The sequence below is a fragment of the Flavobacterium cutihirudinis genome (assembly GCF_003385895.1).
Taxonomy (GTDB): Bacteria; Bacteroidota; Bacteroidia; order Flavobacteriales; family Flavobacteriaceae; genus Flavobacterium; species Flavobacterium cutihirudinis.
In genome coordinates this window covers 159,942-176,185 of sequence record NZ_QRDQ01000012.1, presented here as the reverse complement: position 1 = coordinate 176,185, position 16,244 = coordinate 159,942, and the positions used below count along the sequence as shown (strand labels likewise).

Genomic DNA, 16,244 nt, shown 5'->3' with positions numbered 1-16,244 from the left:
ATTTAAAATTCTTCAAAAAAATCATATGCTTGCAGCAGTTGTAATACTTTATAATCCAATTAATAGTATCAGTGAAATTGTCGGTAGTTATATTGAAAATGTCGATATGGTATATTTGATAGATAATTCTGTTGATGTTAATCAAAATTTAGCTAAAGAATTAAATAAGTCAAAATTTAGGTACTTAGCAAATGGCGATAATTTAGGTATTGCCAAAGCGTTAAATATTGGTTGTGAAATGGCATTAAATGATGGTTTTAGATGGGTTTTAACGATGGACCAAGACAGCAATTTTTTACATTTTAATAAGAAAGATGTAATATCATTTATCGAGGCAAATGAAAATTCTAAAATAGCATTATACTATCCAACTTATTTAATAGGTGAAACCGAGTACGATAAATTTTTAGTTGAAGACAATGAACCAATTGTTGTGATGACCTCTGGTAATATAATTGACTTGAACATTTATACTTTAGTAAATGGTTTTGATGAAAAATTATTTATTGATTATGTGGATACTGATTATTGTTTAAAATTAAAAACATCTGGTTTTAAGATTTTCCACTTATCAAATTTTAAATTGCAGCATGAGTTAGGAAATTCACGCTATATTAATTTTTTTAATAAAAAAGCACTTATAACAAATCACTCTCATGTTAGAAGGTATTACATTACGCGTAATCGATTTTATGTGATGAGTAGATATAGAAAAAAATCAAAGATATTTTTTAACTCAGAAATGAAAGTTTTTGTGAATGAATTAATGAAAATTCTCTTTTTTGAATCAAATAAATTTTTAAAAATTAAAAGTATTTTTAAAGGTTATGTTGATTTCCGAAGCAAAAAATATGGTAAGCTTTCTAATTAATCAAAAACTATTTTTTTGCGTAATGCTTATTTTAAATTTTTAATATTTATAAATGAAAGTTTTATTTTTGTCTAAGTACAATCGAGATGGCGCTTCATCACGATATAGATTTTATAATTACAAGCCTTATTTTGATAAAAATCATATTGAATACAATTTCAAACCATTACTTGACGATAAGTACGTCCTTAATTTATATAGCAATAATAAAAAATCGGTTATTGTTCAAAGATTTCTTTCAGTTTTAAAGAGATTTTATTTTTTAATGTTTCAATATTCTAAATGTGATCTAATAGTAATAGAAAAAGAACTATTTCCCAATGTGCCTTTTATTGTTGAAAAATTCTTGTTAAGAGGTAAATCATATGCTTTAGATTTTGATGATTATATTGCTACTGGCTATAAGTTAAATCCTGTTAAACGTTTTTTTTTTAGAAATAAGATTGATAAACTAGCGAATGGTGCTAAGTTTGTTACCGTTGGAAATCACTGGTACTTTAGTGAGATTAAAAGTGATAATCTTGTATATTTACCAACAGTTATTAATCTAGAAAAGTATCCAAAAAAGAAGCTAGAATATAAAACCGATATAATTACAATAGTCTGGATTGGATCGCTTTCAACAGGTAAATATCTTCAAATTGTTGCTCCAACATTGCAAAAATTATCTCAGAAGTACCCTATAAAATTGAAAGTTATTGGTGTAGATATTGCGATCGAAGGAATTGATGTAGAGTTGGTTAATTGGAAAGAAGCAACTGAGGTCGAAGAACTGCTTTCTTCTGATATTGGAATTATGCCATTAGAGGATACTATGTGGGAAAATGGAAAATGTGGTTTTAAATTAGTTCAGTATATGGCTTGTGGCCTACCGGTTATCGCTTCTGCGGCACCAGCGAATAAAGAAATAATTGATGAAGGTATAAATGGATTTATAATAAATAATCAAGATGATTGGTATGATGCTTTTGAAAAATTAATATTAAATGTCTCTTTGAGAGAGCAATTCGGAAAATCAGGTAGACAAAAAATTGAAAATAAATACTCATACCAAGTTTGGGGAGATCGTTATTCTGATTTTCTTGAACAAAAAAATAAAAAATAAAAAATTCTGCAAAGGAGTGATAATACTTTAAATTGTACAAATGCAGAAAATAGAATCATATTAAATGAAAATTCTTTTAGTAATTACCGATTATGGCAGTTTTAATAACTTTTTAGCTGAGTTAGCGGTAAATTTAAGTCATGAAAATCAAGTTCATGTTATTTGTTCTGAATCAAATATTATCAACATTGTCGATAAATTTGATTATGCAAAGTATAATTTGACTTTTCACAAAATCGATATTCCTAGATCAACATCTATAATTAAATTAATAAAGAGTGCTTCTAAAATTAATCAGATGATTAAAAGTATAAAACCTAATTTAGTTTACGCTCATTTTACCACGGGGATTTTTCCAACAGTTTTTTTTAAAAAAAATGACATTGTTTATTGGGGAGCATTTCATGGTTTAGGAATGAATGCTAGCAGTGGAGTTAGAAAAATTATGTTTTCAATAGTTGAATTGTTTTGCTTTTGGAGATTAGATAAGATATTTACAATAAATAATAAAGATTTTTCTTTAGTTAAATCTATTTTTAAGCAGAAAGCTACAAAATATACTTCTTGTGGAGTGGGATGTGATATTGATAAATTTGATTCGAGCAAATTTAGAGAATTAGAAAAAAAAGTTGTTAAAGAAGAATTGAAAATAGATGATAGATTTGTAATTACGTATACAGGGAGATTTGTTGAGTTCAAAGGATTCGATTTAGTATATAAGAGTTTCATGAAATTAACTAATGAATTTCCAAATAAATATATTTTATTATTAATTGGAGGCAAAGATCCTATTCATATCACAGGACTTACAGAACAAGAAGAACTTAATCTTTCAGAAAATGAAAATATAGTTCAAGTTGGATATACCTCTCAGGTAGAAAAGTATCTCGCTATCTCTGATGTATTTTTGTTTCCTAGTAAAAAAGAAGGACTTCCAGTTTGTATTGTGGAAGCATTAGCAATGGGATTGCCAGTGATCACTTTGGATGAAAGAGGAAATTCAGATGTTGTAAAAAATGATTTTAATGGATATTTAGTTAAATCTATGTCAAAGTCGGAAGATATTGTAAAAATTGTGGAAAGGATAAAATACTTAAGTCAAAATTCAGATGTAAGCAAATTGTTTTCAGAGAATTCTTTGAAAAACCGAAGTCTGTATTCGCGAGATTTTTTTATTAGCGAACAAATAAAACTATTTAATGACTTTAAAAGTAATGAATAATTGCAAAAAAAATCTTGAAAAAGTAACCTTAGATACTAAATAATGGAAATAATTATCACGGGAGGCACAGGTTTTGTAGGAATCAATCTTTTCGAATATTTAAAGAAAAATCATTTAGTAAAGAATCTAAGTATTCGATATTCGGTTAATCAAAAAATGGATTTAAATGTAGATGCGATAATTCATTTAGCAGGAAAAGCTCATGATCTTAAAAACGTGTCGAGACCAACAGATTATTATGAAGCTAATTTTGAACTAACAAAACAAGTTTTTGATTCTTTTTTAAAGTCAAAAGCAACTGTTTTTGTTTTTTTGAGTTCAGTTAAAGCTGTGGCAGATCAAGTTAATGATATCCTTACGGAAGATACCGTGGCAACGCCAAGAACGCATTATGGAATTTCAAAAAGAAAAGCTGAAGAATATCTTTTAAGTAAACAACTACCTTCCAATAAGAGATTGTATATTCTTAGACCGTGTATGATTCATGGACCAGGAAATAAAGGAAACTTAAATTTGTTATACAATTTTGTTTTGAAAAATAGACCTTGGCCATTAGGTGCTTTTAATAATCGACGTTCTTTTTTAAGTGTAGAAAACCTTTGTTTTGCGATAAACGAATTGTTAGAAAATGAGGAAATTCCAACTGGAATTTACCATATTTCAGATGATAAGGTATTGTCAACAAATGAATTGATTCAGATAATTGGAATGAATCTTGGGAAAAAAAGTACTATTTTGGAAGTGTCGCCTTGGGTGATAAAAGCGGTTGCAAAGCTTGGAGATTATTTATCATTGCCATTAAATTCAGAAAGACTGAATAAATTGACTGAAAATTATGAGGTAAGTAATTTGAAAATTAAAAAGGCTCTAAAAAAAGATTTTCCAGTTTCATCAAAGGAGGGATTAAATAAAACAATCAAATCTTTTATATAAATATATTTACATTAACTTTTAAAATAGCTATAATAAGAATAATGCTTGCCAAAATAATGTTGATATTGAGAAGAGTATTATTTAAAATAAATTACTAAAAATGCAATATACAATACTGGTATTAATTTTAATGATATTAATGCTCCTTTATTTTAAGGTTGCTGATCGTTTTAATATTATCGATAAACCAAACCAAAGAAGTTCTCACACAGAAATAACACTTCGAGGAGGAGGTGTGATTTTTTGGTTTTCGGCTCTTCTTTATTTTTTTCAGCATATTGAAAACAATTATTTTTTCTTTGCAGGAATTACATTGGTAAGTTTAGTAAGCTTTTGGGATGATATTCAAAGTCTTTCTAATAAAATTAGAATTTCTATCCATTTTTTAGCAATTACATTAATTTTCTTAGATCTCAACTTGTTTACGCTTATGCCTATTTGGGGAGTTGTAATCTCTTACGTACTTGCCATTGGATTAATTAATGCTTATAATTTCATGGATGGGATTAACGGTATCACAGGTCTTTATACTTTAGTTGTTCTTGGTTCATTATTATATGTTAATACAAAAATTCAATTGTTTATTGATAGTAACTTCATAAAATATGGAATGATTGCAAGTCTAGTTTTTCTTTTTTTTAATTATAGAAAAAAGGCTAAATGCTTTGCAGGAGATGTTGGAAGTATTGCTATTGCATTTTGGATTATTTATTTGCTTTTAAAATTAGTTTTAAGCACAAACTCGATTATTTGGTTTCTGTTTTTAGCTGTTTATGGTATTGATGCAGTTTGCACCATTTTACATAGACTTTATTTAAAGCAAAATATATTTGAAGCGCACCGCTTACATTTATATCAAATTCTTAGTAATGAATACAAAATACAGCATAGATTAGTTTCATTATATTATGCACTGGCACAAATTGGAGTTTCTATTTTAGTAATCTCGCTTTATCAAAAAGTAAGTGAATATATACTATTCATAATTGTAATTATCCCATTGCTTTTAGTGTATTCATTAAAATTTTATTTAATAAATAAAAGAAACTTAAAATTACAAGTATGAGTCCAGAAGTAATTCAGGGAGGAAATTTTTCAGATCAACGGGGGACTATTTCATATGTTAATGATTTTAGTTTTAATAATATTGAAAGATTTTATATTATAACTAATTCAGATGAAAACCCTATCCGGGCTTGGCAAGGGCATAAATTAGATTCAAAGAATTTTTATTGTGTAAGTGGATCTTTTAAAATCCATTTTGTGAAAATTGATAGTTGGGAAAATCCTTCCAAAGATTTAACTATTGAAACTGTAGAAGTATCTGAATTTGATAGCAAGATTGTTTATATTCCTGCAGGATATGCAAATGCAGTTGAATCATTAGAAAAAAACTCGAAGTTAATATCATTTTCTACTTTACCATTGTCAAATGTAAAAGAAGATGATACTAGATATCCTGTTGATTATTGGGAATTAAATGAATAGAATTTATTTATCCTTATCGCAACAAAGTGGTTTCGAAATTGAATTTGTCGAAAAAGCATTACAGTCTAATTGGATTACGTCGGGAGGACCAAATGTAGATGATTTTGAGTTAGAACTTGAGAGTTATTTAGGTGAATATTCCTTTGTAACAGCATTAAATTCAGGGACATCTGCTATTCATTTGTCGTTAATTTTATTAGGAGTTCAACAAGGTGATGAGATTATTTGTCAGAGTTTAACATTTTCAGCATCTGCAAATCCGATATTATATGAAGGCGCTACTCCTGTTTTTATTGATAGTGAATCTGAAACATGGAATATATGTCCTAATAATCTTGAAATAGCGATAATAGATAGGATTAAAAAAGGTAAAAAGCCAAAGGCAATAATAGCAGTTCACTTGTATGGGATGCCATATAACGTAGATAAGATTCATGCTATTGCTGACCGCTATGAAATTCCAATTATTGAAGATAGTGCCGAAGCATTAGGGAGTTCTTATAAAGGAAAGAAATGTGGTGCTTTTGGGGAGTTTGGGGTCTTATCATTTAACGGGAATAAAATAATCACAACATCTAGTGGTGGAGTTTTGGTATCTAATTCAAAAGCTCTAAAACAAAAAGCAATCTTCTATGCAACTCAGTCAAAAGATGATGCAATTCATTATCAGCATAGCAAAATTGGTTATAATTATAGAATGAGTAATATTTGTGCCGGCATTGGATTGGGGCAAATAAAAATTCTTAAAGAAAAAATAGAATCTAGAAGAAACAATCATTTGTTTTATCGAGAACTTTTTTCTACTGTTGAAGAGGCAGAACTTTTTGAAACAAAAAATGAAGATTATTTTTCAAATTATTGGTTGAATACGATTTTGTTAAAATCAAGTAAAGCTAAAAATGATTTACTACAAGCTTTTGAAAGAGAAAACATTGAAACACGTCCAATTTGGAAACCAATGCATATGCAGCCCATTTTTGAAAGATATCCTTATTATGGTGATAAAGTGGCTGAAAAAATATTTGAAAATGGACTTTGCTTACCTTCAGGGTCAAATCTTACTGAAGCTGATAAAATAAGAATTGTAAACGTAGTAAGAACTTTTTTTAATTAAAAATAGAAAGAATAAGATTTATTTTGTAAAAATGAAAATTGAAGAAACATTTATAAAAGATTTAGTAATAGTAGAACCAACTATCTTTGGAGATGAAAGAGGTTATTTTTTTGAATCTTATAGCAAAGCTAAATTTGAGGAGTTAGGAATTAATATTGATTTTGTTCAGGACAATCAATCATTCTCCAAGTATGGAAGCTTACGAGGATTGCATTATCAGAATCCTCCTTTTGCTCAAACTAAATTGGTACGCGTTTTAGAAGGTGAAATTATCGATGTAGCAGTAGATTTAAGAAAAGATTCTCCTACCTATGGAAAAGCATTTAGTATTTTGCTTTCAGGAGAAAATAAAAAACAACTATTAGTTCCTCATGGATTTGCGCATGGATTTTCGGTAATAAGCGAAACGGCTTCAGTAATGTATAAATGTGACCAATTTTACAATAAAGCTTCAGAAGGTGGTGTTAAATATGATGATCCTTCCTTAAATATTGATTGGGGAATGAATTTGAATGATGCTATTGTTTCTGAAAAAGATCAAATTCTTCCTTTTATAGAAAATTGTAATAGTTTATTCTAATGAAAAGAATTCTTGTAACAGGAGCAAATGGTCAATTAGGATCTGAACTTCAAGTTCTATCATCAAAATATTCGCAATATGAATGGACCTTTGCTGATAGGACAAAAATTAGTTTAGATAAGCTAGATATTTTGCCTACTCAATTAAATGAATTTAAAGCTGATATTATTTTAAATTGTGGAGCATATACTGCTGTAGATAAAGCTGAAACCGAAAAAGATTTAGCTTTTATAGTTAATTCTTCGGCAGTAGAAATAATTGCAAAATATGCTTTAGAAAATAGCGCAAAGTTAATTCATGTTTCGACCGATTATGTTTTTGATGGTACATCTTCTACTGCTTTAGATGAGAGAACATTAACAAATCCTATAAATGTATATGGAGAGAGTAAATTGGCAGGAGAGATTGAATGCTTGAAGCAGAATCCAGATTCAATTATTATTAGAACATCTTGGGTATATAGTAAATTTGGAAATAACTTTGTCAAGACTATGCAGCGATTAATGAAAGAGAGGAAAGAGATAAGTGTTGTGAATGATCAAATAGGTTCTCCAACTTATGCTGCTGATCTTGCGCAAGCAATGATTGACATTATTAATGCGCCTAATTGGGCTCCAGGAATATATAATTATTCCAATGAAGGAGAAATTAGCTGGTATGAATTTGCACTAAACATTAAAGAGTTAGGTAATTATAATTGTAGGGTAAATGGTATTCCATCATCATCGTATCCAACTCCAGCAAAAAGGCCAAATTATTCCTTACTAGATAAAAATAAAATAAAATCAATCTATAATCTTGGGATTCCAAATTATAAAGAAAGTTTAAAGAAAATATTTATATAAGATAAACATTGAGTTTTGCATTTTTGTTTAGACTCCGAGTTTTAAAAACTAAAAATTAAAATCTATGAAAGGTATTATATTAGCTGGAGGTTCAGGAACAAGGCTACATCCGTTAACATTAGCAGTGAGTAAACAATTAATGCCAGTATATGATAAGCCTATGATATACTACCCGCTATCAACTTTGATGATGGCAGGGATTAATGAAATTTTAATCATTTCAACCCCACATGATCTTCCACATTTCAAGAAACTTTTAGGAGATGGAAGTGCAATTGGCTGCAAATTTAGTTATGCAGAGCAACCGGATCCAAATGGTTTGGCTCAAGCTTTTGTTATTGGTGAGAAATTTATAGGTAATGATAAAGTAGCACTAGTCTTAGGAGACAATATCTTTTTTGGTACAAATATGCAACAACTTTTAAAAGATAATGCGAATCCAGAAGGAGGTATTGTTTTTGCATATCACGTTGCAGATCCAGAAAGATATGGAGTTGTTGAATTTGATAAAAACAAAAACGCAATTTCGATCGAAGAAAAGCCTTTAGAGCCAAAATCTAATTATGCTGTTCCTGGACTATATTTTTATGATAATTCTGTTGTAGAAATTGCAAAAAATATAAAACCAAGCGCACGAGGTGAATATGAAATTACAGATGTTAATAAAGTTTATCTTGAAAAAGGACAACTGAAAGTTGGAATATTAAGCAGAGGTACCGCATGGTTGGATACAGGAACATTTAATAGTTTAATGCAGGCCGGACAGTTTGTTCAGGTTTTGGAAGAAAGACAAGGATTGAAAGTTGGTTGTATAGAAGAGATAGCTTGGAGACAAGGTTTTATAGATGATACTCAGTTGGAAAAATTAGCGTTGCCATTAGTGAAATCTGGTTATGGTTCTTACTTGATCGAATTTTTAAAACAGAAGAGAAAAGGTGTTAAAATTTAATTTACTAAAAGAAATCACTATTTAAAACCTTTAATTTGTATTTTTGTAAGACATACAGAAATGAGAATCTAAATTAGCACAATTGAATACAGACAAACAAACCAAAATAGCCGATTTGTTGCATAATTCTTTTTCCCCAAGAAATCTAAGGGCTAATATTAATAACCTTAGCTATTTGCCTAGGTGGATTATTATTGCTATAGATGTAATGGTGCTGATTTTTTCATTTACTTTTACCTATATGTTATTTGAGGGAACGGCATTAGGTTACATAGTTACTACCCATGATTTTTATATTGTTTCAAGTTTAATCATTGTAAATGTATTTTTCTTTTGGTTATTTAGAACATATTCTGGGATTATTAGGCATTCCTCTTATATAGATGCTATAAAGCTGTTGTTTTCTCAAATGTCGGTCTTGGTGTTCTTTTTGTTTTTCAATTTAATTTTTGAATTATATACGGGACACAAAGCTTTTTTAAATACTGCTCTTTTTATCAATTTGGTTCTTTCATTTTGTGGTTTGTTTTTGTATCGTGTGGTTGTGAAGCAAACTTTTGAGTTGTATTTTTCTGAAAAAGCTAATACAAAACTAATAAGAACGGTCATTTACGGTACAGATGCCAATGCAATATCAGTTGCCAATGCATTGAAATTTGAAACTCCTTCTCGTTTTAAAATTGTCGGTTTTGTTGACAAAAACAATCAAAACGCATCTAAGCGTATGCTTGATTTACCAATTTTGATTCTTCGAAAAAAAATCCCTGCTTTAATGCGCTCTGTTGCAGCTGAAGGTGTAATCATTGCTGACAAAAGTTTGACTAAAGAAGAGCAATTGATTATCGTTGACCAATGTTTGGAGTTTAATTACAGAGTATATACTGTTCCTCTAATTTCGGATTGGGAAAATCAAAAAGAAATTTCTCAAAAAGTAAAGAATATTCAGATTGAAGATTTATTAGAAAGAAAACCTATAGTTTTAGACAGTAAATCAATTTCTAAACAATTAAAAGATAAAACTATTTTAATTACAGGAGCAGCTGGTTCTATCGGAAGTGAAATTGTAAGACAGGTTCTCGGATTTGATCCTCGAATGGTAATTATTTTAGATCATGCTGAAACACCATTGCATAATTTATGCTTGGAAACATTAGCAATGAATTCCGAAACAAAAATCGTGGCCGTAATTGCAGATGTGAAGAGTAAAAAAGCCTTAGAAAAAGTTTTTAAAAATTATAATCCTCATGTTGTTTTTCATGCAGCTGCTTACAAACATGTACCTTTGATGGAAGATAATCCTTCGCAGGCTATTTTAACTAATATTAAAGGGACTAAAAATTTAGCTGACTTATCATGTAAATATGGTGTGCGAAAATTTGTTATGGTATCTACAGACAAAGCTGTTAATCCTAGCAATGTTATGGGAGCTAGTAAGCGTATAGCGGAGAAATATGTTCAGTCTTTGTATTTGAAGAATCAAAATGAGAACGTTGCGGGAATCACAAAGTTTATTACAACCCGTTTTGGAAATGTTTTAGGCTCAAACGGATCAGTTGTTCCTTTATTTACTAAACAAATTGCAGAGGGAGGTCCCGTAACTATTACACATCAGGATATTATCAGATATTTTATGACAATTCCCGAGGCATGTCAATTGGTATTGGAAGCAGGAGCAATGGGGAATGGTGGAGAAATTTATATTTTCGATATGGGAAAACCTGTTCGAATAATAGATTTGGCAAAGAAAATGATAAAACTTGCTGGCTTTATTCCAGATAAGGAAATTAAAATAAAAATTGTAGGTTTACGGCCGGGCGAAAAACTATATGAAGAATTATTAAATGATACTTCTAAAACGTTGCCAACTTATCATAACAAAATTATGATTGCGCAGGAAATTCAGGATGAATATGAAAATCTGCATGCTGAAATTGACGAATTAATCGGAATAGCTGATTTCTATGACAATGATGATATCGTTGCAAAAATGAAAAAAATCGTTCCTGAATTTAAAAGTATGAATTCTACATTCGAAGTTTTAGATAAATAATTGAAATATATAGTTATATTCTCACGATATTGGTAAAAAGGTGTTTTTTTGATAAAAACACCTTTTTGCGTTTTAGATATTTTTTAAAAGAGTAAAAATCCTGTTAAATCAGAGTGTTTTTTATGAAGCTTATGAATTTCAGAATTTGTAGAAAAGTTTTACTTAAAAAGGATTTTTTATTGCAATTTAAATTAGATAATGAATACTAGTAATAATACAAATGATTGGTTGTTTGAGATAACACCAAAAAACAAATTTTTCACGCTTAACCTTAAAGAGGTTTGGCAATATAGAGACTTATTATTTCTTTTCGTTAAAAGGGACGTTATAACCGTATACAAACAAACAGTTTTAGGACCACTTTGGTATTTGATCCAGCCATTATTTACTGCTATTACATTTACAATAATATTTAATAATGTTGCAGGAATTAGTACAGGACCTGTTCCTCCGTTTTTATTTAACATGGCGGGTATAACGGTATGGAATTATTTTACGTCTTGCTTAAATGGAACATCTAATACATTTGCAAGTAATGCAGGTATTTTTGGGAAAGTTTATTTTCCTAGAATTATTACACCACTTTCAGTTGTAATTTCAAATTTGATAAAATTCGGAATTCAATTTTTAATTTTTGTAGCCTTTTATCTTTATTATAATTTTCAGGGAGCAGACTTAGGTTTAAATAGTTGGGTTTTATTGTTTCCCTTACTAATAATTATGATGGGGATTCTAGGTTTGGGATTAGGAATGCTTATTTCATCTATGGTAACTAAATATCGTGATTTTAGTTATTTGGTTGGATTCGGAGTACAATTATTAATGTACCTTTCTGCAGTCATGTATCCGATGGAATTAATTAAAACTAAATTGCCAGGTTATGGCTGGCTTGTTGAATATAACCCATTGGCTTACATTATTGAAAGTGCAAGATACATGCTCTTGAATGTGGGCCAGATTTCACTTCTAGGATTAACTTATACGCTGGCTGTTACGATAACTGTTTTTTTTGTTGGCCTTTTGGTTTTTAATAAAACTGAAAAAAGCTTTATTGATACTGTCTAGAACCTCAATTTATTTTACATAATTAGACCAACAATTCAAAATTGAAAAAAGATATTATTTTAAAAGCAGAAAATATTTCTAAACAATACCGTTTAGGACAAGTAGGTACAGGTACCCTCAGCCATGATTTAAACAGGTGGTGGCATGAGATCAGAGGAAAAGAAAATCCATATTTAAAAATTGGGGATACCAACGATCGTTCGACAAAAGGAACTTCAGATTATGTGTGGGCTTTACAGGATATTAATTTTGAAGTAGAACGTGGAGAAGTTTTGGGTATAATTGGTAAAAATGGCGCAGGAAAATCGACCCTATTAAAAATTCTTTCTAAAGTCACTGCCCCAACTACCGGAAGCATTAAGTCACGAGGACGTATTGCTTCGCTTCTTGAAGTAGGAACTGGTTTTCATGGTGAAATGACAGGACGTGAAAACATATTTTTAAATGGTGCTATCTTAGGGATGACTAAAAAAGAGATTGCTTCTAAACTAGATGAAATTATAGAGTTTTCAGGTTGTGAGCGCTACATTGATACTCCTGTAAAACGATACAGCAGCGGTATGACTGTTCGTTTGGCTTTTGCTGTAGCAGCTTTTTTAGAACCTGAAATATTGATTATAGATGAAGTTTTGGCTGTTGGAGATGCTGAATTTCAAAAAAAGGCAATTGGTAAAATGCAGGATATTTCAAGAGGTGACGGGAGGACAGTTTTATTTGTGAGTCATAATATGGCAGCTGTTAAAAGCTTGTGTACTCGGGGAGTAGTTTTGGAGCATGGAAAAGTTGTTTTTGAAGGAGATATTGATTCATCAATAGAACATTATTTAAACACAGAATTTAATAAAACCAATATATATGAGTCATATTTAGAACCAAAACAGCCATATATACAAAGAGTTGAGGTAATTACTAATTCGGGAAGTTTTTTTCATGATTTTAATAAGGATCTTAAAATTAAAATTAAGTTATTCACCCCATTTAACTTAGTTGATCCTGCAGTTTCTTATCAAATTGTTTCTTCTGAAGGTATTCCTGTAGTTCATGAACTAAATTTATTTAAAGAAATTCCATTTTGTAATGAAATAGGAAGCTACGAATTGACTTCACAAATTAAAAAGTTAAGTCTTTATCCAGGCGTTTATAAGTTAAATATTTTTTTCGCGGACAATTTTCTAAAAAAGAGATTTGATAATGCTTTGGAAGCTTGTAGTTTTGAGGTTTTATTGAGCGAAAAAAGAGAGTATTATTATCAAAAGAATTCGGCAGTTTATAAAGAAAAAGAGACAGCTTGGACAGTAAAGAAGATTTAATTTATGATTATCAGTCCTTTAACAAGAAGAAATAATATAAAGAAAATATTAGAAATAGATTCTAATGTTATTGTTATGAAATACAAAAGAGATATTAATATTGATGTTAAACGTTTTTTCGAAAAGACATCCATAATCTCTTTATATGAATGCTTGGATTCAGGTTACAAATTTTATTATCCATTTTCATCGATAGGAGATGGAGATTTTTATAAAGACCTTTCATTAAATAGAAAAAACTATTATTCGAATAGATGGGAACATAAAGAATCTTTAAGGTTTATAAATAAAGAAGATAAACTGCTCGAAATTGGTTCTGGATTTGGAACATATTTAAATTTACTTAAAAAAAATAACGTAAGTAATATAAAGGGATTAGAACTTAATTCCCATGCTGTTATAAAATGCAAGGAAGAGGGCTTGGATGTGGAACAAGTTTTAATCGAAAATGAAGCAAATTTAAATGGGAATCTATATGATGTGGTCTGTTCATTTCAAGTATTAGAACACGTAGTAAATGTAAATGATTTTATTAAAGCATCACTTGATGTACTTAGAAAGAATGGTAAATTAATAATTGGAGTTCCAAATAATAATCCATATTTATTTGTAAATGATAGATATCATACACTCAATTTGCCTCCTCATCATGCAGGTTTGTGGAATAGAAAATCACTAAAGTCGTTAGAGTCAATTTTTAATATTAATCTTGAAAGTTTAATATTTGAACCTCTTGAGAATTCGTATGATTATTTTATTGGGTTTCAGATTAAGAGTAATCCTAGTTTTGTGATCAGGAAGGGTTTATTTTTTTTAAATAAATTTTTTCCAATAATTTTAAAAAAAATCTTGTGTAAATTTTTTAACGGAAGAAACGTGCTCGCTATTTTTAACAAATTAGATGATGAGTAAAGATTTTATTAATATTTCATTCGAAATTCAAAATCTAGATAAATATTATATCAGATCCTCGATATTTGAAGCGCTAAAAAACTCACTTCCAAACTTAAAAGATAGTCTTTTAGATATAGGTTGCGGTAAAATGCCTTACAAAGATTATATTCTTGAAAATAGTAGTGTAACAAGCTATATTGGTTTAGACATTGAAGGAGCATTAGCTTATGATTCAAATGTGAAGCCTGATTTTATTTGGGATGGTAAAACCATGCCATTTGAAAATAATAGTTTTCAGAGTGCATTTGGAACTGAAGTGTTAGAACATTGCCCTGATCCAGAAATAGTTTTAAAAGAAGTTTACCGTGTTTTAAGGCATGATGGTTTTTTTTTCTTTACAGTTCCTTTTTTATGGAATTTACATGAAGTTCCTCATGATGAATACAGATATACACCGTTTTCATTACGTAGACATTTAGAGGCAGCTGGATTTAATGAAATAGAGATTAATGCTACAGGAGGATGGCATGCAGCTATGGCACAAATGTTGGGACTATGGGTAAGAAGAAGTCAAATGGGTGCTAGGAAAAGGATTTTTCTTTCATTTTTTTTAAAACCAATTATTCATTTTTTAATAAATATAGATAAAAAATCAAAAGTTTCTTTTATTGAAGGCCAAATGATAACAGGATTATATGGAACTGCAAAAAAATAGAATTGCGATGGTATCACCATCATTAAATGTATATTCAGAAACTTTTATTCAAGCACAAAAGAATGGAATAGCATCAGAAGTTTTTTATTATTACGGTGGAAATTTACCTACACATTTAGAATATTACGGAGAATTACTCAATATTAAGAAATTTTTGCTTTATAAATTAGAACGTAAATTAAAATTTACATCTTTTAACACGGCCGAATTGGCTTTCATAGCTTCACTAAAACAAAATAAGATACAATTAGTTTTTGCGCAATATGGTCCAGTAGCGTATCGATTAGTGAAGATTTGTAAATATTTAAATATACCATTAATTAGTCATTTTCACGGGTATGATGCTTCTGTTTTTTCAATTGTAGAAGATTGTAATAATTATAAAGAGTTATTTGATTACAGTAAATTTATCATAGCGGTATCTCATTCTATGAAAAAGCGTTTAATTGAATTGGGATGTCCAAAAGATAAGTTAATATATAATCCATGTGGTCCTGATAATTTTTTCAGTACTTTAAGTCCTAAATTTAGCGAAGATACGTTTATTGGTCTTGGACGTTTTGTCGAAAAGAAGGCTCCTTATTATACAATCTTAGCTTTTAGTAAAGTTTTAGAGAAATATCCCAATTCGAAATTAATTATTGGCGGAAATGGTAATTTATATGAAGTTTGTCAAAATTTAGTGAAGTATCTAAAAATTGAAAACAATGTATTGCTTCCAGGAGTATTATCAAAAGAAGAATTTTCAAATTATTTAGAAAATTCGCTAGCTTTTGTACAGCATTCTATAACCGCTATTAATGGTGATCAAGAAGGTACTCCTGTTGCTGTTCTTGAGGCTAGTGGAAGTGGTTTACCAGTTATTGCAACTTTTCATGCAGGTATCCCAGATGTTATTATTAATGGTAAAACGGGATTATTAGTAGAGGAACATGATGTTGATGCTATGGCTGAAAAAATGATATTACTTTTAAAAAACAAAGACTTTGCAGAAGAATTGGGAAGAAGCGGAAAGCAAAGAATTCAGTCGCAATTCTCAATGGATAGGCATCTTCAAAAATTAGATGAAATAATTCAATGTAGCATTAAAGATGTGTAAACCA

The 16,244-nt window shown here is 29.5% G+C and carries 16 protein-coding genes; all 16 read left to right on the top strand.

Features of this window, described 5'->3' with window-relative positions; genetic code table 11:
• The first annotated feature begins 25 nt into the window (after positions 1 to 25).
• Positions 26 to 871 carry a glycosyltransferase gene (locus BD847_RS18930; protein ID WP_115889830.1) on the top strand — a complete coding sequence of 282 codons (846 nt, stop codon included), beginning with the start codon at positions 26 to 28 and terminating at the stop codon, positions 869 to 871.
• Positions 872 to 923: 52 nt separating this feature from the next.
• Complete coding sequence (locus BD847_RS18925) at positions 924 to 1,976, top strand: glycosyltransferase family 4 protein (RefSeq protein ID WP_115889829.1); 1,053 nt, start codon at positions 924 to 926, stop codon at positions 1,974 to 1,976.
• Positions 1,977 to 2,040: 64 nt separating this feature from the next.
• The gene (locus BD847_RS18920; protein ID WP_115889828.1) at positions 2,041 to 3,198 is read left to right on the top strand and encodes a glycosyltransferase; all 1,158 of its coding nucleotides are present in this window, start codon (positions 2,041 to 2,043) and stop codon (positions 3,196 to 3,198) included.
• A gap of 42 nt (positions 3,199 to 3,240) precedes the next feature.
• A complete protein-coding gene (locus BD847_RS18915; RefSeq protein ID WP_208641816.1) occupies positions 3,241 to 4,131 on the top strand; it encodes an NAD-dependent epimerase/dehydratase family protein in 891 nt (296 codons plus the stop codon).
• Between the two features lie 100 nt (positions 4,132 to 4,231).
• A complete protein-coding gene (locus BD847_RS18910) occupies positions 4,232 to 5,197 on the top strand; it encodes an MraY family glycosyltransferase (protein WP_115889826.1) in 966 nt (321 codons plus the stop codon).
• Positions 5,194 to 5,619 (top strand): cupin domain-containing protein, encoded by a 426-nt coding sequence (locus BD847_RS18905; protein ID WP_115889825.1) that lies wholly within the window; start codon positions 5,194 to 5,196, stop codon positions 5,617 to 5,619. Before BD847_RS18910 ends, BD847_RS18905 begins: the two co-directional genes overlap by 4 nt.
• On the top strand, positions 5,612 to 6,733 hold the full coding sequence (locus BD847_RS18900; RefSeq protein ID WP_115889824.1) for a DegT/DnrJ/EryC1/StrS family aminotransferase: 1,122 nt from the start codon (positions 5,612 to 5,614) through the stop codon (positions 6,731 to 6,733). The genes BD847_RS18905 and BD847_RS18900 overlap by 8 nt, the downstream gene beginning before the upstream one ends.
• A 31-nt stretch (positions 6,734 to 6,764) precedes the next feature.
• Positions 6,765 to 7,313: a dTDP-4-dehydrorhamnose 3,5-epimerase gene (gene rfbC, locus BD847_RS18895; protein WP_115889823.1), complete on the top strand. Its 549-nt coding sequence runs from the start codon at positions 6,765 to 6,767 to the stop codon at positions 7,311 to 7,313.
• On the top strand, positions 7,313 to 8,158 hold the full coding sequence (gene rfbD / locus BD847_RS18890; protein WP_115889822.1) for a dTDP-4-dehydrorhamnose reductase: 846 nt from the start codon (positions 7,313 to 7,315) through the stop codon (positions 8,156 to 8,158). The genes rfbC and rfbD overlap by 1 nt, the downstream gene beginning before the upstream one ends.
• Before the next feature lie 64 nt (positions 8,159 to 8,222).
• A complete protein-coding gene (gene rfbA / locus BD847_RS18885) occupies positions 8,223 to 9,107 on the top strand; it encodes a glucose-1-phosphate thymidylyltransferase RfbA (protein ID WP_115889821.1) in 885 nt (294 codons plus the stop codon).
• An 82-nt stretch (positions 9,108 to 9,189) separates the two neighbouring features.
• Positions 9,190 to 11,157: a polysaccharide biosynthesis protein gene (locus tag BD847_RS18880; RefSeq protein ID WP_115889820.1), complete on the top strand. Its 1,968-nt coding sequence runs from the start codon at positions 9,190 to 9,192 to the stop codon at positions 11,155 to 11,157.
• A 198-nt stretch (positions 11,158 to 11,355) separates the two neighbouring features.
• Positions 11,356 to 12,222 carry an ABC transporter permease gene (locus BD847_RS18875; protein WP_115889819.1) on the top strand — a complete coding sequence of 289 codons (867 nt, stop codon included), beginning with the start codon at positions 11,356 to 11,358 and terminating at the stop codon, positions 12,220 to 12,222.
• A gap of 41 nt (positions 12,223 to 12,263) precedes the next feature.
• Positions 12,264 to 13,532, top strand: a complete 1,269-nt coding sequence (locus BD847_RS18870) for an ABC transporter ATP-binding protein (RefSeq protein WP_115889818.1) — start codon at positions 12,264 to 12,266, stop codon at positions 13,530 to 13,532.
• Between the two features lie 3 nt (positions 13,533 to 13,535).
• Positions 13,536 to 14,444, top strand: coding sequence for a class I SAM-dependent methyltransferase (locus tag BD847_RS18865; RefSeq protein WP_115889817.1), 909 nt, complete (start codon positions 13,536 to 13,538; stop codon positions 14,442 to 14,444).
• Positions 14,434 to 15,141 (top strand): class I SAM-dependent methyltransferase, encoded by a 708-nt coding sequence (locus BD847_RS18860; protein WP_244201638.1) that lies wholly within the window; start codon positions 14,434 to 14,436, stop codon positions 15,139 to 15,141. The genes BD847_RS18865 and BD847_RS18860 overlap by 11 nt, the downstream gene beginning before the upstream one ends.
• The gene (locus tag BD847_RS18855) at positions 15,122 to 16,240 is read left to right on the top strand and encodes a glycosyltransferase (RefSeq protein WP_115889815.1); all 1,119 of its coding nucleotides are present in this window, start codon (positions 15,122 to 15,124) and stop codon (positions 16,238 to 16,240) included. Before BD847_RS18860 ends, BD847_RS18855 begins: the two co-directional genes overlap by 20 nt.
• Positions 16,241 to 16,244: the final 4 nt, after the last annotated feature.